Source organism: Aequorivita todarodis (assembly GCF_028561335.1).
GTDB lineage: Bacteria > Bacteroidota > Bacteroidia > Flavobacteriales > Flavobacteriaceae > Aequorivita > Aequorivita todarodis.
In genome coordinates, this window is the sequence record NZ_JAQQTG010000042.1 from 18,358 (window position 1) to 39,005 (window position 20,648).

The following is a 20,648-nucleotide window of genomic DNA, read 5'->3' on the forward strand; positions in this document are numbered from 1 at the left end:
CTTTTTGAAATTTTATTGAACTATCAATTTCTTGGTAGTAGTGTTTTTTCCAGACTTAATTTTCACAAAGTAAATCCCCGTCTCGCAATTTGAAACGTTAAGGATTCCCTGTGTTTTTCCGGCCATGTCGGCTTCAGAAATAACCTGCAAACGCTGGCCCAAACTGTTGAACAAGGTAATGGATATATCGCTTTGCCCTACATTTTTCAAATTAACAAATACTTCACTTGAAGCTGGGTTAGGATACATTGTTACATTGGAAAGATCTTCTTTGGCAATCCCCAGAACACCGCTAACATTGATGTTGTCAACAAAAGTACTGTTTCCATAGCCATTGATATTTACAAAGTGGAATTGTACATTTTCACCCAAATAGGCTGCAAGGTCTATAGTTTCAGTACGCCAATCAGCAGCAGAACTTGGAGTCCATTTGCTGGTTTGAAATCCTGAAACAGTAGAAAGGTTCATCCCGTCCTTATAATAGATTTGGGTAAAGGTAGCTCCGCAATCTATGGATACATCTACTCTAAATGCATCCGAAAAGCCTGAGGAATATTGTGCTTTTGCCAAATCGAAATCCAAGGCGGCCGAAGTAGCAGTAGTTAAATCAATAAATAGAGTTTCCAAAATATCCTCTTCCCCGGAAGCATTGTATGAAAAGTTGTCGATATATGCGGCTACTGTTGGGGAACCATCGCTACCCGTAATATTCGATCTTTCTACCCAAGTATCCTCATTATCCGAATTGAGGATGTTCCAGCCTGGAGGGGGCACTCCGTTTACATCGAACGGTTCTTCAAAATCAAGTGGTTCGGCTTCGGTGGCAGCATAAAAGTTTAAGGCATCATCGTCATTGTTTGGGTTTTCGTCTCCGCTCAAGTTTACTGAAACGGTAAGGGTATAATTGCCCGATGCCGTAATATTTAAAGGAGTTGTAAAATCAAACACAGTTTGTCCGCCAGGTGCAATAGTTCCGGTAAAGGTTTCGCTAACTGCAGGCTCACTGTCCAATTGATAGCTTACTTCAAAATTACTTTCCGGACCGCTACCAAAATTCCTAATTGTTGCAGAGACCGTTGCAGGGCCAGGATTACATATTAAATTAAAATCACTTGGCTCATTGTTGCTTTCTATGGATAAATCATTGGTAAGGGAGCAATTTAGCAAACCACCGGCATAATAAACGGCAATACTTCTTCTGCCTTCCCATCCATCGGTAGCATTCTTTGCAACAGCGGCGTACCACATAGGGTCAGAAGAATTTGAAATGGATACGGTAATATTGTTGGTTGTTGAAGTGCCAGCTACTTCCATATATTTATCCCCTAAAATATAGAGGTCATAGGATTCTGCGCCACTTACCGCATTCCAAGAAAACGTTGCCTCTGTGGGGCAAACTTGGGTTGCCTGCACATTGGTAACCAAAGGCGCAATGGAAAAAGTTTCATCGCTAACATCTTGGTTTGAACCGTTGCTTACCCGTATCAATGCTTCCCCAGTTACTGAATTTGGCACACTCCAGCCATAGTTGGTGGTAGTATTTGAAACAGATGCAATGGCATTCCAGCTACTTCCGTTATCCACGGAATATTCAAGTACAAAATTTGACGTATTGTTCACCGGTACGGCATCCCAGTGGATGGATTCCGTTTCACCCGGAACGAAGCTTTCGCCTGCATTTGGGTAAGTAACCGTTATATTATCTGAAATAATTTCATAAACAACAAAGTATTCCTGCGGCCCCATTGGAACATTGAAACCTTTAATGTTAATATTATAATTGCCCGCAGCTGGATTGTTTATGAGTACTTGCTCCATATTGTTCAAATGGTCGGGGCCGTTGGTGGCCGGAAGGTCCAAGGTAACAGGGTTTGGAGTTGGGTCCAAAATATAAGGCTCCAAAACATTACTGGAGGGATCGGTAACCAAAAGGTCCAAATCGTTCACCAATGCGGGATTGGCTCCCGGTGAAGCAGGGCTATCGCTCCAATAAACCATAAATCGTACTTGTTTGGTTCCCGCGGGAACATTGATGGAATGGTCATTGGAGCCATTCTGTGAAATGCTGCTTGACAGAAAACGATTGTCCTCAATAAGTTTTGCGGCACGTAGCCCGTTAACGATTCCCCAGCCAAATTTATAGTCTGGGCCCACGTTTCCGGCATCGTTTGCCGTGTTCAGCAAGGTTGCTTTTATTAATGCCGAAGGCGGAAGAACATTTCCATTGGCTTCTGAATATGCTTGGTACAACTGTGCGGAAACCCCTGCAATTCCAGGAGAGGCGCCCGAAGTTCCCCCGAAACTTTGATAGGTATTGTTTTCAGAAGTTGAAATTTGGTTTTGGCCATTGGCCGCAATATCCGGTTTTATTCTACCGTCATGGGCTGGCCCGCGGCTGCTGGAATTTACCAGTGAACCATCAAAAAACACATTTGCGGTCGCAATTACGTTCTTGCCCTGTTTGTGGCCTCCGGTAATATTGCCCCACTGGCTTCCGGCTCCGTAACCGCAATTATTTCCATTGGAATTTCCAGCCGAAAAGGTATGTTGTAAATTTGGAATATCATGCACCTGTGTGTCCACGGTTTGGGTAATGGTGGTATAGCCGTCGTTGCAGCCGTTACTATAAGATGAATTTGTTATTAGCACATCGCCGCTCGTAATAAGCGAAACAGTGGGCGAATCCAAAAAGTTTGCCTCATAGTTTACCACATGAAGCATAGCGCCGGCTGCCATCCCTCTATTGGAAGGGTTCAGGTTTCCGGCACCTGCCATAATCCCTGACACGCCATCACCATGGGTTTGCCCTGTACCGCTGGCGAGTGAATTGTCTATCCTTCCCTGAAAATCTATATGAGGGCCTACAATGCCATCATCACGACATAATACCCCAATGTTCAGGCCTGTATAATTTCTTCCAGCAGAAGTTTGGGTGTCCAAATTGCTTGAACGATGCAAGCTTCGCCCCCGAGTATCGTCTGGAGTGGAAGGAGCTACAATAAGCTCAACCCACTTCACAAAAGGCTGGTTCGCAAGGTCTTCCAAACAGTTGTTGGGGATGGAAAGATCTATATTGTTAGAACCTTTATATTGCTGCTTTACTGCTATCTGTTTTTCTGCCAATTGCTGAATCACATAATCCGGTGAAACATTCTTGTGAAATTGGAGTGTCACCAAAATATTGCTGCCATCCATCGCATAGTAATCGTAAGGCGGGTTTTTTAAGGAATTTGAAATCTTTGCATTTCCCGGTACGGCTATAATGCTTCGCACCCCATTGTTTCGCAACAGACCGACGTTGGTGTTTTTTGGAAAATAAGCCAAATAGGTTTTATGGGGAATGTACTCCAGCAATTCTACCTTGTTCTGTTTAAGAAGATCTTGGACGTTCTGGGCAGGAGTTTCATAAAATTGTACCCAGGCAACGTACCCGTTATCCATTTTTGAGGATTCTGGCATTTGGCTCCATTGAAATGTGGCAATGTTTTCGGGCATGTTAAAAGTTTCGCCCTGAAAATTAATGTCGGAAGAATTTTGTCCATAAGAAAACGAAAACACAAGGGTCATCGCCATAAAAACAATACTTCGTAAATTTGGGAAAGTAGATTTTTGTTTCATTGCTTTAAAGTTTTGAAAAGTTTGTAAAAATTTCTTCAGAAAAAAATGCTTGCTTTTTTCGAAAGGATTCCAAATATATTTAATAACAACAATAAAGCAATTATCATTTAAAGAAAATACGTGCCTTTTAACATATTAACGGCCAAGGAACAATCAATAAGTCAAAGGTTTACTGAAAAAAGGATAGAAAGGAAAGGAAATAACGAAAACGCTTTTTAAAGAAATAAAAAAAGGGAGCTGTTTTAGCCCCCTTTTTTGTCATCATTTCAGCATTACTGGACCACCAATTTTTTGGTGGAAATATTTTCACCTGCTTTTATTGTTACAAAATAGATTCCAGAGGAATAATTTGAAACGTTTATCGCAGCTCTGGAGGTATTGTCCACATTTGTTTTGCGTTCTAAAATTTGACCCAAACCGTTTGCAATAGTGACATCAAAATTACTGAAGGTTTTGTCTGAAAGGCTAATATAAAACTCATTGGTGGCTGGATTTGGATATAATGACAAGGCACTCTCCAAGGTATTTTCTGAAATGCCAATGGTACAATCCAAGATTCCGCCACCGTAAAATTTAGCACGGCTTCTTTCGCTTTCCCATCCTTCGGTATCATTTTTGGCGCTTACGGCAAACCACATTTCATCATTTGGATCGGCAATGGGAATCGTTATGGAATTGGTGTTTGAGCTTGCAACCACTTCCATGTATTTTTCGCCCAAAAGGTAAAAATCGTAAGATTCGGCACCCGCGATTGCGTTCCATTCAAAATAGGCCGTGGTTTCACAAACTTCCCTAACATTCACGGTAAGTGGGGACCTTGCTATATTGAAAGTATCATCACTTACATCCTGAAATGCGCCACTGGTAACCCTGATTAGCGTATTTCCGCCAACCTCATCTGCAACATTCCAATCGTAAAAATGGGTGTCGTTTGGCACGGTAGCTATGTTGTTCCAAGTACTTCCGTTATCTGTAGAATATTCCAAAACAAAATCATCCGTAGTATTCGTTTCATCCCAATGTAGTGTTTCAGTTGAATTTGGCTGAAAGTGTTCGCCTCCGTTGGGATACGTCATCACCACGTGGTCTGAGATCAGTTCGTAAACAATATAATATTCCTGTGGCCCTATGGGCACATTGAAACCGGAAATATCAATATCATAATCGCCTGCGGCGGGATCGTTAATCAATACCTGCTCCAGATTGTTCAAATGATCTGGGCCCGTGGTTGCGGGATTATTGAGGGTAATGGGATCGGGCGTTGGGTCAAGAATCCACGGTTCCAAGACGTTGCTTGAGGGATCCGTAACAAGCATGTCCAGATCGTTCACCAACGCTGGATTTGCCCCCGCACTTGCAGCAACATCACTCCAATAAACCATAAAACGCACTTGGGTGGTTCCGGCCGGTACATTTATAGTATGTGTCTTTGTGTTTCCTTGCGTAACTTCATCGGAAAGGTAGCGGCCATCTTCAATAAGCTTTACTGCCTGTAACGCGTTTACAATTCCCCAGCCAAATTTATAATCAGGGCCTATATTCCCAGCTTCATTTGCAGTATTCAGCAAAGTAGCCTTTATCAATGCGGAAGGAGGAAGATCGCCTCCGTTCAAATCGCCATAGGCTTGGTAAAGCTGTGCAGAAATGCCCGCAATGCCCGGCGCAGCCCCTGAGGTACCACTAAAGGTTTGATAGGTGTTGTTTTCATTTGTGGAAATTTGATTATGCCCATTAGCAGTAATGTCTGGTTTTATCCTTCCGTCGTGTGCCGGGCCGCGGCTACTTGAATTTCTAAGTTCTCCCTTATAATCTACATTCGCCGTAGCAATCACATTTTTCCCTTGTTTATGGCCTCCGGTAATATTTCCCCATTGGCTTCCGGCGCCATAACCACAATTGTTTCCGTTGGAATTTCCAGCAGAAAAAACATGAAGCAGGCTGGGAGTGTCCAACGTTTGTTGGTCCACAGTTTGGGTAATACTGGTATAGCCATCATTACAGCCATTGCTGTAGGATGAATTTGTTATTTGAACACTCCCATCGTTAATTAGATTTACTGTTGGACTGTCTAAAAAATTACTTACATAATTTACGACATAAACATCAGATCCGGCTGCCATTCCCCTATTTGATGGAACCAAATTACCTGCACCTGCCATAATTCCTGCCACGCCATCGCCGTGTGATTGGTTGGAAACATTGGTCAAATTGGTCAATCGTCCTTGAAAATCTATATGCGGGCCCACGCGGCCATCATCGCGTACCATAACGCCGATACCTTCGCCTGTGTAGTTTCTGCCAGCCCCGGTCTGTGTGTCTAAACTGTTTGCTCTGTGAAGGCTTCTCCCTCTAGTATCATCAGGAACTGCGGGTGCTACCACAAGATCAACCCATTTAACAAAAGAAAGGTTTGAAAGCGTTTCCAAGCAATTGTTCGGTATGGAAAGGTCCAACATATGTTGTTCCTTATAATTTTGCTTCACCTCTATTTGTTGCCGCCCTAACTCATTTATGGCATAAGTATCCGTAACATTTTTGTGAAATTGAAGTGTCACCAAAATATTATCGCCATCCATCGCCCAATAATCATAATCGCCACTTTTCAATTTTGCCGAAAGCTTTGCATTGCCATCAACGGGCACAATGGTGCGCACACCATTATTTTTCAAGAAATTGACAGCGGTGTTTTCTGGAAAATAAAAAAGATAAGTCCGATGCGGAATATATTCCAACAATTCTAAATGGTTCTGTTTGAATAAATCCTGGACCTGTTGTGAAGGAGTTTCATAAAACTGGACCCAGCCCACATACCCATTGTCCAATCTAGCGGATTCGGGCATTTGACTCCATTGAAAGGTCGAAATGTTTTCAGGCATTTCATAGGTTTCGCCTTGAAAGACTATGTCGTTTGAATTTTGGGAAAATGCTAATGAAGAAACCAACATCATCACCAACAACGCAGCGTTTTTGATTTTCGGGAAAGTAATTTTTGGCATAACTGAAATATTTAATTTGATTGTGATTAAAAAAAGCGGCTTAAAAAAACCGCTATCTTTTCTCAAATATATTTATTTGAATCCATAAATAATGTATTCCGAATCAAAAATCCAGAAATTTAACACAGTTTCCTTCTTAGGGAAAAAACAGAGAATCAATAATTTATAAAGAAATAATAAGCGGTTTTATTGAAACAAGGCCTTCAGCTCCGTTGCATCTTTGGGCTTCATTTTTCCGGCAAGAACCAGACTCAATTGTTTACGGCGAAGCGCCGCGATAAATCGTGATTTTTCAATTTCAGTCTCCGGAATAAGCTCTGGCACACGAACAGGGTTGCCCATTTCATCAACAGCTACAAAAGTATAAATAGCTTCGTTGGAAAGGCTTCTTTCCCCACTTTCGCGATCTTCAATAAAAACATCCATAAACACTTCCATAGAACTGCTGAACGCCCGCGAAACCTTCGCCTCTACCGTAACAACGCTTCCCAAAGGAATCATTTTGTTGAACGCCACGTGGTTTACGGAAGCTGTAACCACTATTCTTCTACTGTGGCGGCGCGCGGCGATGCTCGCGGCACGATCCATCCGCGCCAGTAACTCGCCCCCAAACATATTCCCAATGGGGTTGGTTTCGCTGGGCAGCACCATATCGGTATAAACAGTAAGGGATTCTTTCGGGGTTTTGGCTTGCATCAGAATTTTTTTTGCAAAGATACCTAACTGGGAAAAAAGAGGAGCTAAAATGGACAAAAGAAAAAAGAGGAAAAAAAGTTCTCTTAGCCCAACGCATCAAGAAATATTAAAAAATCTGTCGAGAACCTAATGAACCCTGCGACTGAGACTGAGACTGAGACTGAAACTTACTGAATTTCCTGCACCAACAGCCAAGCATCGGCATTTTCGGTTCTTTGTATTTCGTGAAGTTTCCTCAAAGCCTCCATTCTATCCTCAAAACTGGCATATAAAACCTGATAAAGGCCATAGCGGGTAGGTTCCATTTTTAACGGCGCATAGCCTTTTTCGCGTAACTGTTCCAATCTTTTTGTTGCGTTGTCCTCTTCTCTGTACGCCCCCGCAACTATATGGTACATTCCAGCGTGTTTTGGAAGTTGTAACCTGAGTACTGGCAATGGGTTTTCAATTACAAAAGTAGCTTCCTGTATTTGGTTTTCAACCAAGGAATTCGCTTTCTGCCTTTCCGCCAAATTAAACTTTTGAACTTGATTTTCATAAAGCTTTAAACTTCCAAAGCCTATCGCGGAAAGTGCAATAACTGCAATTGCGGCATATTTTAGATACGGCTTGGCTTCCCTTCTTTCCGGCGTAAAATGTATCGGTGCCTTTTCCTCCAAAGCCTCAACAGTTTCCTTATAAACCTCGCGGCTTATTTTTGGGGAAACAAACGAAGAAAGTCCAAAGGCCGAAGTACTGAAATTCTGTTGCTGTAAAGGTTCAAACTGAAGCGATTTTTCCTCGTTCAGTGAAAACGCACCTATATTATTAAATGTAACTGTTTTTCCCTCTGAAAGCTCTTTTGAAATTTGGGCCGTAAAATTTCGTATTTGTTGCAACGCCGTTTCATAACTGCATTTTTCCACCGAAGCCACGTAGTTTGCGAACAGACCATCGTTGGCCTGCAACTGTTTGTTGAACGAAACAATTTTAGAGGGTGGATGAAAGGTGTTGGAAGTATCGTCAATATGCGCAGATTTGTATCGCGTCAAAAACGCCCCAAAACCAGGAATAATCACACATTCGTATCGGTAGAGCAGGTCGGCTATGTAGGTTGTAAGTTGCATATTAACAAAATTAGCGTTTTTTGGAGGCAATCCAATTTTTGTTTTGGTAATTTATCAACAACTCAAAATTTTCGTATTTTTAGAAACTCCCCCGATTGTAATTCTCAAAAATATGCTTTCAAAAACCGAACTGCGCTATACGCTTGCCTTGCAGCGAATTCCAAATCTGGGTGATATTTCAGCAAAAAAACTATTGCGGAAAATGGGTTCCGCGGAAGCGATTTTCAAGGAGAAAAAGAGCAATCTGGCCAAAATTGACGGCATCGGTCTTGTGCGTTTAAAGGAAATCAATCTGAAACAGCAGTTGGAACAGGCCGATGACGAATTGAAATTTATTGAGGAAAACAATATCGAGTGCAGCTATTTTCAAGATAAAACCTATCCCGAAAAGTTAAAGCACTGTTTGGATGGCCCTATACTTATTTTCCATCGGGGCAATATAGATTTGGTGGGAAAGAAAATCATCAGCATCGTCGGTACCCGAAAAATAACGAGCTACGGCAATTCATTTTGTGAAAATTTAATTGAGGAAATAGCGCCGTTGAATCCGGTAATCGTTTCGGGTTTGGCCTATGGTGTGGACATCTGTGCGCACAAAGCCGCTATCGATAACAAGTTGCAGAATATTGCGTGTTTGGCCCATGGGCTCAATCAGATATATCCAAAAACCCACAAAAAATACGTGCAACAGATTGAAGAAAATGGCGGATTAATCACTGAGTTTTGGAGCAGCGATACTTTTGACCGAAACAACTTTTTAAAGCGAAACCGAATAATCGCTGGCCTTTCCGAAGCAACCATTGTAATAGAATCTGCTGAAAAAGGCGGCAGCTTGGTAACTGCGGATATCGCAAATTCATACGACAGGGAAGTTTTTGCCGTTCCCGGAAGGGCCAACGATAACCAAAGCCGCGGTTGCAATAATTTGATAAAACAGCAAAAAGCCCATTTGCTCACTAGTGCTGCCGATATAATCTATATGCTGGGCTGGGAACTGGAAAAAAACCAAAAACCCAAACAGACCCAACTTTTTGTGGAATTGGACGAAGATGAAAAAGTAGTCTTTCGTTTTCTCAAGGAAAAGGAAAAAGAGCTATTGGACATCATTGCCCTGGAGTGCAACCTCCCGGCCTACAAAGCCGCAAGTGTGTTGATGAATATGGAAATTAAGGGCGTGGTACGCCCCTTGCCGGGGAAGTTGTTTCAGTTAGTTTAAAACTTATACTATTATCGATAGTTAGACGACCCGGAAGTTAATACCCCACTTTCTCGCGAACCCTTTTTAAAACCGTATCGGCAACTTTCCGAGCCTTTTCGGCACCGGTAGCCAAGGCGGCATCAATCTCGGCGAGATTCTCCATAAAATAATGATAACGCGTTCGTTCTTCAGAAAATTTTTCGGTTATCAGTTCAAACAAAGCCTGTTTTGCGTGGCCATAGCCGTAATTGCCCGCTTCGTAGTTTTTTCGCATTTGTACAACTTCTTCTTTTGTGCCGAGAATTTTATAAAGTGCAAAAACATTACAGGTATCAGGATTTTTCGGCGCTTCCATCGGCGTACTGTCGGTTTCAATACCCATTATCTGCTTCCGAAGTTTTTTATCATCCAAAAATATGTTGATATAATTTCCTTTGGATTTGCTCATCTTAGTACCATCCGTGCCCGGAATATACATTGTTTCTTCCTGAACCTTGCCAACGGGCATCACAAAAGTCTCGCCCATCTGCGCATGAAAACGTGACGCTACATCGCGCGTTATTTCAATATGCTGCATTTGGTCTTTCCCCACGGGAACTATTTCGGCATCGTACAAAAGAATATCTGCCGCCATAAGCATGGGGTAGGTGAAAAGTCCGGCATTTACATCTTCCAAACGGTCAGCCTTGTCCTTAAAGGAATGTGCCAACGTCAATCTCTGGAAAGGAAAAAAGCAGCTTAAATACCACGTAAGTTCTGCGGTCTGTGGCACATCGCTCTGGCGGTAAAACACCACGCGATCTATATCCAACCCGAACGCCAGCCAAGTTGCGGCTACACTATAAGTATTTGCCCGAAGTGTTTCTGGGTTTTTAATTTGCGTAAGCGAGTGCATATCCGCAATAAAGAGAAAGGAGTCGTTCTTCGGGTCGTTTGCCATTTCAATGGCCGGAACGATTGCGCCCAAGAGATTTCCGAGGTGTGGCGTGCCGGTGCTTTGTATTCCTGTAAGTATTCTTGACATATCATTTCCCGCGCAGGCGGGAATCCTTTTAATTAAACTTAAAAAATTTCAGCAAAGGTACTTTTTTTGATTTATTCGCATCGTTCAAATTAGTACTTTTGGAACTCCATGAAGCTAATTCAACAAATTTTTGCGGCGCTTTACCGCGTTTGGTTTTATTTGATAGTCGCTCTGGCCACTATCCTGCTCTTTCCATTCTTGGTCATAAGCATTCTGAAAAATTCCTGCTATCCCTTTTTCTTTAAAGTAGCCCGCACTTGGTCCGCATTTATAATTTATGGCATTGGCTGCTATCCCGTCATCAAAAGGGAGGTAAATTATAAAAAAGGCAAAAGCTATATGTTTGTGGCGAACCACACTTCAATGACCGATATTATGCTGATGTTTTACGCCACAAAAAATCCGTTTGTGTTTGTTGGGAAAAAAGAATTGGCTAAGATTCCACTTTTTGGATACATCTATAAACGCACCTGTATTTTGGTGGATCGCGGCAACAACAAAAGTCGCGTGGAAGCATTTCGAAGGGCGGAAATTAGATTGAACGAGGGTTTAAGCGTCTGTATTTTTCCCGAAGGCGGCGTGCCGGAAGACCTTTCGCTTTTGTTGGATGAATTTAAGGATGGCGCCTTTCGGCTTTCCATTGAGCACCAAATTCCCATTGCGCCGATGACCTTTCACGACAATAAAAAACGGTTTCCATATTCCTTTTTTAAAGGCGGGCCAGGCAAGATGCGGGTAAAAGTTCACAAACTTATCCCCACGGAAAACTTGACTTTGGAAAATAGAAAGGAGTTGAAAAAGAAAACGCGGGAGGTTATTTTGGGGGAATTATTGGAGCCGACGGTTTGAAGATTATTCTTGATTCAATTTTAGTGGTTGTTTTTTTGTCAAGAAATCCCCTTTTCCATTTTATCCTTTTAGATTCTTTATCCAAAATTAAGAAGGAATAAAAAAACCGTCCTATGGCGGAGGACGGTTTTTTGCAATCATTTTGTTTGAAGTATATCAAACACATTCAACTAAAAACTAACCTAAAACTTGAAACTCAATCCGCTGTAAACACCTAAATAATATGGCTTAAAGTTTACAGATGAATCGGTATAAGGGTTGAGCTGGTATTTAAACATAGGCTCAATATTAAACGTAAATTTTTTGGACAGTTTATAGTCCAACCCCAGCCCGACGTTAGTTGAAAAACTTACGGTGGAGAGATTATTGGCTTCTCCCAACACACTATTAAAATTATCTGCTTTCACTGATATTTCGTTGTTTCCTAAAAACAAAGTGCTCAAGCCGCCAATTACATTTACGCCAAATCTACTGTTAATTACAGCATATTTAAGCTCTACGGGCACTTCGTAATAATTTATATTCTGTATCAATCTGGCATCGCCTTGCGTCGATTTTGGCATAATGTCGCCAAAGCCATTAGATGGAGCGGCGTTGGTAAAAGAACCCTTGTCGGCAGCCGTTACAACAATTTCCTTTCCGCCATAATCCACTGAACGCAATGCAACCGCCACTGGCCCAGTACCTACTTCAATGCCTGAAGTGCTGTAACTTAAATCTACATTATTTACCCCTGTGCGCACACTCAAACGATTGTTAAGCGCATAACTCACCTGCACTCCGTAACTCATGTTTACATCACCCTGTTGCGGATTGTCAGCAAAACTTGGATCTATGGAAGACCCGTTGCCAAGACTGCTATAATACACGGGAGCGACGTTTGGGGCAACGCTCCAGCGCTGTTCCGGCTTTTCTTTCTTTTTCTTTTCGGGAACTATTTCTTCATCTTTTTCGGCAATAGCGTCAAAAATGGATTTTTTGTTTTTGGAGGCTTCCGCCATTTCCTCCTCGGTTTTTACAACGCTTTTTTCCGGATTTTTCGCTTCGGAATTTTCGTTTACCGCAACGCCTTCTTTTTTGTTGTTGAAAATAGCCTCATCTTTTTTGATACTCTTTTCGGTAGTTATTTCTTTATTTTTCGCATTTGTTTTTTCAGAACTATTTTTTGAAACGGCTATCCCTTCATTTAAATCATTTTTAGAAATCTGCTTCTCTGCCAGGTTTTCTTTGGAATCTTGAACCGTTTTTGAATTTCTTTTTTCAGAATTGCTTGCAGCGACTACGGTTTCCCCGTTTTTATCAGAAGCATTTTTGAAAATTTTATTTGAAGCCTTTGTTTGGGATTTAGTTTCCGAAGCATTTTTATGGGAAGCCTTCTCGCTTTCCAATGATTCATTTTGAAGTGTATTTTCCTCAGAAGCTACTTGTGTTTTGTTTGCTTCTTTTTCTATTTCAGAAGCATTTTGCTGTAGTTCCTTTTCGGTCTTAATCACCTTTTCCTCCGTAATCGCAGGCGTTGCTATTTCCGAAGAATTGAAAAGCGAATTACCAACGGTCAACAAAAGCGCGAGCAACGCGGCAACACCGCCAAGTTTAACCCACAGTGGGATAACCTTGCGCTCCTTCTTCTCCTTTTTGAGCTCGGCTTGGATGTTTTCCCAAACGCGCGGCGAAGGAGTGGCCTCAAAGTTTTTGAAACCTTCGTTAAAAATGTTGTCTATGTTTTTCTTTTCTTTCATTATTGGTTCCGCTCAAGATAAACTCTGGCGGCAATCTTTTTTTGTAAAACCCCCACCCAAGAGCGGGGGATTACATTTTCAATCTAAACAATTCATACAATGCCTTAAGTGTTATAGTTTATTGGCATTATATGCTTCAATTTTATTTTTCAATATCATTCTGGCGCGTGCCAGGTTTGATTTAGACGTGCCATCGCTGATTCCTAACATTTCCGCTATCTCTTTATGCTGATAGCCGTCCATCACGTACATACTGAAAACCAATCGGTACCTATCGGGCAGTTCCTGTACTATTTTCAGCAGGAAGTCCAAGGGGATTTCCTCGCTTTCAATTTCTACCTCAGCTTCATCCTCAATCTGGCCTTCGTCAACAATTTCAAAGGTTCGCTGCTTTCGGTATTTTTGAAGCACGGTGTTTACGGTTACCCGTTTCATCCAGCCTTCAAAAGACCCTTTGGCGTTATACTGCTCAATTTTTTTAAAAATGGTGATAAAAGCATCCTGCAAATTGTCTTCAGCCTCGGTATAGTTAGGCGAATAGCGAAGACAGATGGCAAAAAGGATTCTGTTGTACTGCTTGTACAATTCGCCCTGCGCCGTTGCATTCTGCTTTTTGCATTGTATTATGAGCTCGTCTAATGTCAAATGCGGTACCGTGAGTTATCGTTCCGTTGTAAATACCTCTTTCTTTAGAGGGCAACCGTACTAATCAAGGTTCCTACATTGTGTAGATACCAGTGTATCAAAAGGGTTGCGTGCTTTGCTGAAATTTTATTGGCTTATGGCCGCAATGGCATCTTTGATTTTCTTTTCAAGCTCGTCCATCAGTTCTGGATTGTCCAGAAGTAGATTTTTAACGGCATCGCGCCCTTGCCCAAGTTTGGTATCGTCATAGCTGAACCAAGAGCCCGCCTTTTTGATGATTTCGAAATCAACGCCGAGGTCAATTATTTCACCTACTTTGGAGATTCCTTCGCCATACATAATGTCAAACTCTGCTTGTTTGAAGGGTGGCGCTACTTTGTTTTTTACCACTTTTACGCGGGTTTTGTTCCCCGTGGCGTTGCTGTCTGTATCCTTAATCTGTGTGGAACGGCGAATATCCAAACGCACGGAAGCATAAAATTTTAGTGCGTTTCCACCTGTTGTAGTTTCTGGGTTTCCAAACATTACGCCTATTTTTTCGCGCAATTGGTTAATGAAGATTACGGTACATTTTGTCTTGCTGATGGAGCCCGTAAGTTTTCGCAAAGCTTGGCTCATCAATCGGGCATGGAGCCCCATTTTGCTGTCACCCATTTCGCCTTCTATTTCGCTTTTTGGCGTCAAGGCGGCTACGGAGTCAATAACCACGATGTCTATGGCCCCGCTCCGGATTAGGTTGTCTGCGATTTCCAAAGCCTGCTCGCCGTTATCGGGTTGCGAAATGATTAGGTTTTCAATATCTACGCCGAGCTTTTCGGCATAACCGCGGTCGAAGGCGTGCTCTGCATCAATAAACGCGGCAATCCCGCCTTTTTTCTGTGCCTCTGCCATTGCGTGGAGCGTCAAGGTTGTTTTACCGGAGGATTCGGGGCCGTAGATTTCTATTACCCTTCCACGCGGATAACCCCCTACGCCGAGGGCCACATCCAAACCAAGTGAACCTGTTGGGATTACATCCACATCCTCCACGGCGCTATCGCCCATTTTCATTACGGTTCCCTTGCCGTAGGTTTTGTCAAGTTTATCGAGAGTAAGCTTTAGTGCTTTTAGTTTTGCGTCTTTTTCAGTGCTCATTTTCAGTGTTTTTTATGATGGAAATTATAGTATGCTAAGATACTATTTCTTTGTGCTTGGGGCAAAAGTAAAATGTAGGGGAGAAACGATTTTTGTTAACAATAAATATAATGATTATTTTTGCCGAATCTATTAAAATCAATTCTTTTCACCTAAAAAAAGTATAGCATGCAACTGTACAATAAATTAAGTGCAAAAGAAAGGGAAACCCTTTTGGAGCAAGCCGGCGAGGAACGGCTTACCCTTTCTTTTTATCAATATGCCAGGATTGGCAATCCGCATCTTTTCCGTAACCATCTTTTTGTAACCTGGCACGAGCAGGATGTGCTTGGCCGAATTTACGTAGCCCACGAAGGCATCAATGCCCAGCTTTCCGTGCCCGCAATACGTTTTAAGGAATTTAAGGAATTTCTGGACGGAATCTATTTTCTGAAAGACGTGCGTTTGAACATTGCCATTGAGCAGGATTTGAAGTCATTTCTAAAACTGAAAGTGAAAGTGCGCGATAAGATTGTTGCCGATGGCTTGAATGACGAAACCTTCGACGTTACCAACAAAGGAATCCACGTAGATGCGCAAAAATTCAACGAACTGATTGAAGATCCCGATGTGGTTTTGGTAGATATGCGAAACCATTACGAAAGCGAAATCGGTCATTTCAAAAATGCCGTAACGCCCGATGTTGATACGTTTCGCGATTCATTGGATATAATTGAGGCAGATTTAAAAGACCACAAAGAAGACAAAAAACTGGTGATGTACTGCACGGGTGGCATCCGTTGCGAAAAGGCCAGCGCCTACTACAAACACAAAGGTTTTAAAAATGTGTTCCAACTGGAAGGCGGTATTATTGAATACGCGCGCCAAGTGGAAAATCAAGGCTTGGAAAATAAATTCATCGGGAAAAATTTCGTTTTTGACCATCGCCGTGGCGAACGCATTACAGAGGATGTAATTTCAAACTGCCACCAATGCGGCGAAGCTTGCGACACACACACCAATTGCGCTAACGAGGCCTGCCATTTGCTGTTTATTCAATGTGACAAATGCGCCGTGGCAATGGAAAACTGTTGTTCCGAAGAATGTATCGAGATAATCCACTTGCCGTACGAAGAGCAGAAACGCCTACGCCAGGGCATCCCGAACAGCAACAAGATTTTTAAGAAGGGAAGGTCGGAGAAGTTGAAGTTTAAAAGGCCCCCTAGCCCCCAAAGGGGGAATTAGCAAGTTTATGGCTTCGGTTTGGGGAAGAATTTTAACATTAGCGCACTTTAGGCACTTTCAACTATAGGCGCTCTTTATAAAGTTCAAGGGGCTTTGGTCAAACCGTCCTGTTTCCCTTCAGTCTTGGGTCTTGGTTCCAACAGCAAAAATTCCAAATTCATAATTCTGAATTCATAATTAATTATTGGTATCTTTACTGATTCATTTATTTGTTTAATTTTCGTCCCTCTTCACTTAGAAAAAGGGCTTTATATATAAAAAATATGGGCTGTACCAGCTGTGCCACGGGCGCCAACGGTCAGCCAAAGGGATGCAAGAACAATGGTACTTGCGGAACCGATGGCTGCAATAAACTGACGGTGTTCGACTGGCTTTCAAATATGCAACTTCCTGCGAATATGGAACCCTTCAATGCGGTGGAAGTACGCTTTAAAAACGGAAGAAAGGAATTCTTCCAAAATCCCGAAAATCTTACGTTAAGCATTGGCGACACGGTTGCTACCGAAGCTTCGCCGGGCCACGATATTGGCATGGTTACGCTAACGGGGGAACTCGTTCGGGTTCAAATGAAGAAGAAAAAAGTTCCCATAAAAATTGAAGCCTTGCCAAAAATTTACCGCAAAGCTTCGCAAAAAGACATAGACATTTGGCAAGGCGTTCGCGACAAAGAAGCCGATGTACAAAAGCGTTCGCGCGAAATTGCCATCCGCCACGGGCTGCAGATGAAAATCAGCGATGTGGAATTTCAGGGCGATGCTTCCAAAGTTATTTTTTATTACACCGCCGAAGAACGGGTCGATTTCCGCGAATTGATAAAGGAATTTGCCCGCACCTTCAATACCCGCATCGAGATGAAACAGGTCGGTTTCCGGCAGGAAGCGGCTCGCTTGGGAGGCATTGGCAGTTGCGGCCGCGAACTTTGCTGTTCTACCTGGTTGACGGATTTCCGCTCGGTGAATACTTCCGCAGCGCGCTATCAACAACTTTCTTTGAATCCGCAAAAACTTGCGGGGCAATGCGGCAAGTTGAAATGCTGTTTGAATTATGAACTGGATACCTATTTGGAAGCTTTGGAATCATTTCCAAATACAGAAACCAAACTTCAAACTGAAAAAGGAACCGCAACCTGCCAAAAAATAGATATTTTTAAAGGCTTGCTTTGGTATGCATATGAAAAGGAATTTGCAAATTGGCATGAGCTTACCGCCGAAAAAGCCAATGAAATTATAGCCCTGAACAAAAAGGGGAAAAAGCCGTTGGCCCTTGAGGAATTCATAATTGAAGCGCCCAAGGCAGAAAAAGAACCGTTCAGCAACGTAGTGGGGCAGGATAGTTTAACGCGTTTTGACCGGCCCAAACAAAAAGGGAAAAAACGCCGAAATAAAAGCAGAAACAAAAACCGTGGAAAAGCGGAGGCCACTACCGGAAATGCCCCTAAAAACAATCCAAGAAATAAGCCTTCGAAGAAATCGGGAAATAAGCCGAGAAAAGGATCGGGAAATCAAAACAGAAACCCCAAGCCACCAAAAAATGAATAAATTATTGGCACTTTTTTTGACTGCGCTCTTTCTCGTTTCCTGCGAGTCCAACACGGTTTTTAGTGAAAATCGCGCCATGGACGGTCATTGGGGAGCGGACGAGGTGGTGGAGTTTAAATTGCCTCAGTTGGATTCACTCAAAAAGTATAATCTCTTTTTAAATATTAGAAACACAAACGAATACAAGTTCAATAATATATTTTTGATCGTTTCAATGAATTTTCCGCACGGAAAAACCGTTACCGATACCCTTGAATACCGAATGGCCTATCCTGACGGCTCGTGGATGGGGCAAGGAATTGGCGATATAAAGGAAAACAAACTGTGGTACAAAGAAAACGTACAGTTTTTTGAAGAAGGCACTTACACGTTAGACATAGCCCACGCAATGCGCAATAATGGCGAGGTGGAAGGCGTTACAAAACTTGAAGGCATTACAGATGTTGGCTTCAGCATTGAAGAGGCTACCAAACAGTAAACAATAATATGGCAACAAAAAAAGCAGCTCCCAAAAAGAAAAATCAGAATGATGTCAGCCGTCATATCAAAACCTTTTGGAAAATTTTCGCAGGGTTTATACTCCTGATTATCCTGTTTTTCCTATTTGCCTCGTGGGGGGTTTTTGGCAGTCTTCCCGATGAAACCAGCCTTGAAAACCCCGAGAAAAACCTGGCTACCGAAATTATTTCCTCTGACGGAAAGACCATCGGGAAATTTTATAAAGAAAACAGGACGCCAGTTCCTTTTGATTCTTTGCCAGATCATTTGGTAAATGCGTTAATAGCAACCGAAGATGCTCGCTTTTATGACCATTCCGGGATTGACGGCAGAGGAACCATCCGCGCTGTTGCATTTTTGGGAACCCGTGGGGGCGCAAGTACCATTACCCAACAATTGGCCAAGTTGTTTTTTACAGATCAAAGAGCATCAAACAAGCTGGAAAGAGTTGTGCAAAAAGTAAAGGAGTGGATAATTGCCACCCGTTTGGAACGGCGCTATACCAAAGAGGAAATTATCACGATGTACTTCAACGAGTACGACTTTTTAAACCAGGCCGTAGGTATTGAAAGTGCAGCACATATTTATTTTGACAAGCCTCCTGCGCAATTGACCACTGCAGAAGCTGCAATGCTGGTGGGTATGTTTAAAAATTCCTCCCTTTTTAACCCAAACCGAAGACCGGAAATGGTCCGGGAAAGAAGAAACGTGGTTTTGTCGCAAATGGAGAAGTACGATTACATCTCAGAAAAAGTAATGGATTCATTGCAGGCCCTCCCGTTGGGCATAAAATTTACGCCACAGGGCCATGATGAAGGAAGCGCAACCTATTTCCGCGAATACGCCCGTAATTTTATGGAAGATTGGATAAAGGAACATCCAAAACCCGATGGCAGTGAATACAATATTTATCAAGACGGCCTAAAGGTTTATGTAACCATAGACAGCAAGATGCAGGAATATGCCGAAGCCGCTGTAAAAAAACATATGGCCCACCTGCAGGAAGCCTTTGATGAACAAAACAAAAAAAATAAAACCGCCCCTTTCCGCGATATTTCTGAAGAAGAAACCGCAAGTATCCTGAATTCCGCTATGCGGAAAAGCGACCGTTGGCGCGAAATGAAGAAAGAGGGCAAAGACGAAGCAGAAATCATAAAAAGCTTCAAAAAGAAAGTGCCGATGCGCGTTTTTTCGTGGAAAGGCGATATTGATACCGTAATGACCCCGATGGATTCCATTCGGTACCACAAATCATTTTTACAGGCCGCGATGATGTCCATGACTCCACAAACTGGTGAGGTAAAAGCTTGGGTGGGAGGAATCGATTACAAACACTATAAATATGATATGGTTAAAAAAGGAAGGCGTCAAATAGGCTCAACCTTTAAGCCTTTTGTATATGCCACGGCCATAGACCAAATGCATATGTCGCCCTGCGATACTTTGCCGAATACCATTTATACAATACCGGCCGGCAAATACGGTCTTCAACAACCTTGGACCCCAAAAAATTCTGGCGGCAGTTATGGCGGAATGGTCAACTTAAAATATGCACTCGCAAATTCAATAAATACCATTACCGCCCGATTGATAGACCGCGTAGGGCCTGAACCGGTAATTGACTTGGTTAAAAAAATGGGCGTTGATACCGAAAACATGCCTGCTGTACCCTCCATTGCCCTTGGAACCCCGGACGTTTCAGTCTATGAAATGGTTGGCGCATATAGCACTTTCGCAAATGAAGGCGTTTATGTGGAACCCATAATGATTCAAAGAATCGAGGACAAAAACGGCACGGTACTTTATCAAAACGTACCCAAAACAAAAGACGTTATAAGCAACGAGACTGCCTACGTAACCGTCAGCTTAATGGAAGGCGTAACACAGTCCGGATCGGGGGCCCGATTGAGGGGAACTTGGGCGGTAAATTCTCCAATCTATAAAAATGCGGTTACCGGATATCCGTATGATTTTAAAAACCCCATAGCCGGTAAAACCGGGACCACCCAAAACAACAGCGATGGCTGGTTTATGGGGATGGTGCCAAACCTTGTTACCGGCGTTTGGGTGGGTGGAGATGACAGAGCAATCCATTTTGGCTCCACTGCTTATGGCCAGGGTGCTACCATGGCACTGCCCATTTGGGGAATATATATGAAAAGCTGCTATGCCGATAAAGATCTGGATGTTTCAACAGGGAACTTCAAACGGCCCGCAAATCTTTCCATTGAAACCGATTGTTCAAAATGGCGCGAAGGCAATCCCGATGTAGAGAAAATACCCGATGAGTTTGGAATTTAATCCCACCCCTAACCCCTCCCAAAGGGAGGGGGAAAAACCTCATAGGGCCATTGCGAGAAACGAAGCAATCTAACCTATGAGG

At 42.7% G+C, this 20,648-nt stretch carries 14 protein-coding genes; 6 read left to right on the top strand and 8 right to left on the bottom strand.

The window, feature by feature from the left end:
* Positions 1-12 precede the first annotated feature (12 nt).
* The 4 genes from POV26_RS11530 to POV26_RS11545 form a co-directional block, all read right to left on the bottom strand.
* A complete protein-coding gene (locus tag POV26_RS11530; protein ID WP_272856625.1) occupies positions 13-3,618 on the bottom strand; it encodes a S8 family serine peptidase in 3,606 nt (1,201 codons plus the stop codon).
* A 272-nt stretch (positions 3,619-3,890) separates the two neighbouring features.
* Positions 3,891-6,614, bottom strand: coding sequence for a S8 family serine peptidase (locus POV26_RS11535; protein ID WP_272856626.1), 2,724 nt, complete (start codon positions 6,612-6,614; stop codon positions 3,891-3,893).
* A gap of 186 nt (positions 6,615-6,800) precedes the next feature.
* On the bottom strand, positions 6,801-7,310 hold the full coding sequence (locus POV26_RS11540) for an acyl-CoA thioesterase (protein ID WP_272856627.1): 510 nt from the start codon (positions 7,308-7,310) through the stop codon (positions 6,801-6,803).
* A gap of 167 nt (positions 7,311-7,477) precedes the next feature.
* Positions 7,478-8,416, bottom strand: coding sequence for an HU domain-containing protein (locus POV26_RS11545; protein ID WP_272856628.1), 939 nt, complete (start codon positions 8,414-8,416; stop codon positions 7,478-7,480).
* A gap of 112 nt (positions 8,417-8,528) precedes the next feature.
* On the opposite strand from POV26_RS11545, the gene dprA reads away from it, so the two are divergent.
* Positions 8,529-9,632 carry a DNA-processing protein DprA gene (dprA, locus tag POV26_RS11550; protein WP_272856629.1) on the top strand — a complete coding sequence of 368 codons (1,104 nt, stop codon included), beginning with the start codon at positions 8,529-8,531 and terminating at the stop codon, positions 9,630-9,632.
* A gap of 37 nt (positions 9,633-9,669) precedes the next feature.
* Here the strand turns inward: dprA and trpS are convergent, their stop codons facing one another.
* Positions 9,670-10,638 (bottom strand): tryptophan--tRNA ligase, encoded by a 969-nt coding sequence (trpS, locus tag POV26_RS11555; protein ID WP_272856630.1) that lies wholly within the window; start codon positions 10,636-10,638, stop codon positions 9,670-9,672.
* Positions 10,639-10,746: 108 nt separating this feature from the next.
* On the opposite strand from trpS, the gene POV26_RS11560 reads away from it, so the two are divergent.
* Positions 10,747-11,487 (top strand): lysophospholipid acyltransferase family protein, encoded by a 741-nt coding sequence (locus POV26_RS11560; protein WP_272856631.1) that lies wholly within the window; start codon positions 10,747-10,749, stop codon positions 11,485-11,487.
* A gap of 182 nt (positions 11,488-11,669) precedes the next feature.
* Here the strand turns inward: POV26_RS11560 and POV26_RS11565 are convergent, their stop codons facing one another.
* The 3 genes from POV26_RS11565 to recA all read right to left on the bottom strand — a co-directional run bounded on the left by POV26_RS11565 (position 11,670) and on the right by recA (position 15,005).
* A complete protein-coding gene (locus POV26_RS11565) occupies positions 11,670-13,226 on the bottom strand; it encodes an outer membrane beta-barrel protein (protein WP_272856632.1) in 1,557 nt (518 codons plus the stop codon).
* A gap of 111 nt (positions 13,227-13,337) precedes the next feature.
* Positions 13,338-13,871 (bottom strand): RNA polymerase sigma factor, encoded by a 534-nt coding sequence (locus tag POV26_RS11570; protein ID WP_272856633.1) that lies wholly within the window; start codon positions 13,869-13,871, stop codon positions 13,338-13,340.
* Positions 13,872-13,997: 126 nt separating this feature from the next.
* Positions 13,998-15,005, bottom strand: a complete 1,008-nt coding sequence (gene recA, locus POV26_RS11575) for a recombinase RecA (protein WP_045078855.1) — start codon at positions 15,003-15,005, stop codon at positions 13,998-14,000.
* A 168-nt stretch (positions 15,006-15,173) separates the two neighbouring features.
* Here recA and trhO point away from each other — a divergent pair, with 168 nt between their 5' ends.
* From trhO to POV26_RS11595, 4 genes are all read left to right on the top strand, one after another.
* Complete coding sequence (gene trhO / locus POV26_RS11580) at positions 15,174-16,229, top strand: oxygen-dependent tRNA uridine(34) hydroxylase TrhO (RefSeq protein WP_272856634.1); 1,056 nt, start codon at positions 15,174-15,176, stop codon at positions 16,227-16,229.
* A 263-nt stretch (positions 16,230-16,492) separates the two neighbouring features.
* Positions 16,493-17,767, top strand: coding sequence for a PSP1 domain-containing protein (locus tag POV26_RS11585; RefSeq protein WP_272856635.1), 1,275 nt, complete (start codon positions 16,493-16,495; stop codon positions 17,765-17,767).
* Positions 17,760-18,245, top strand: a complete 486-nt coding sequence (locus POV26_RS11590) for a gliding motility lipoprotein GldH (protein ID WP_272856636.1) — start codon at positions 17,760-17,762, stop codon at positions 18,243-18,245. The genes POV26_RS11585 and POV26_RS11590 overlap by 8 nt, the downstream gene beginning before the upstream one ends.
* Positions 18,246-18,253: 8 nt before the next feature.
* A complete protein-coding gene (locus tag POV26_RS11595; RefSeq protein WP_272856637.1) occupies positions 18,254-20,566 on the top strand; it encodes a penicillin-binding protein 1A in 2,313 nt (770 codons plus the stop codon).
* The last annotated feature ends 82 nt before the right edge of the window (positions 20,567-20,648 follow it).

Coding starts and splice junctions, on each gene's coding strand:
- POV26_RS11530 (WP_272856625.1), bottom strand. CDS start 3,618: ATGAAACAAAAATCTACTTTCCCAAATTTACGAAGTATTGTTTTTATG.
- POV26_RS11535 (WP_272856626.1), bottom strand. CDS start 6,614: ATGCCAAAAATTACTTTCCCGAAAATCAAAAACGCTGCGTTGTTGGTG.
- POV26_RS11540 (WP_272856627.1), bottom strand. CDS start 7,310: ATGCAAGCCAAAACCCCGAAAGAATCCCTTACTGTTTATACCGATATG.
- POV26_RS11545 (WP_272856628.1), bottom strand. CDS start 8,416: ATGCAACTTACAACCTACATAGCCGACCTGCTCTACCGATACGAATGT.
- dprA (WP_272856629.1), top strand. CDS start 8,529: ATGCTTTCAAAAACCGAACTGCGCTATACGCTTGCCTTGCAGCGAATT.
- trpS (WP_272856630.1), bottom strand. CDS start 10,638: ATGTCAAGAATACTTACAGGAATACAAAGCACCGGCACGCCACACCTC.
- POV26_RS11560 (WP_272856631.1), top strand. CDS start 10,747: ATGAAGCTAATTCAACAAATTTTTGCGGCGCTTTACCGCGTTTGGTTT.
- POV26_RS11565 (WP_272856632.1), bottom strand. CDS start 13,226: ATGAAAGAAAAGAAAAACATAGACAACATTTTTAACGAAGGTTTCAAA.
- recA (WP_045078855.1), bottom strand. CDS start 15,005: ATGAGCACTGAAAAAGACGCAAAACTAAAAGCACTAAAGCTTACTCTC.
- trhO (WP_272856634.1), top strand. CDS start 15,174: ATGCAACTGTACAATAAATTAAGTGCAAAAGAAAGGGAAACCCTTTTG.
- POV26_RS11585 (WP_272856635.1), top strand. CDS start 16,493: ATGGGCTGTACCAGCTGTGCCACGGGCGCCAACGGTCAGCCAAAGGGA.
- POV26_RS11590 (WP_272856636.1), top strand. CDS start 17,760: ATGAATAAATTATTGGCACTTTTTTTGACTGCGCTCTTTCTCGTTTCC.
- POV26_RS11595 (WP_272856637.1), top strand. CDS start 18,254: ATGGCAACAAAAAAAGCAGCTCCCAAAAAGAAAAATCAGAATGATGTC.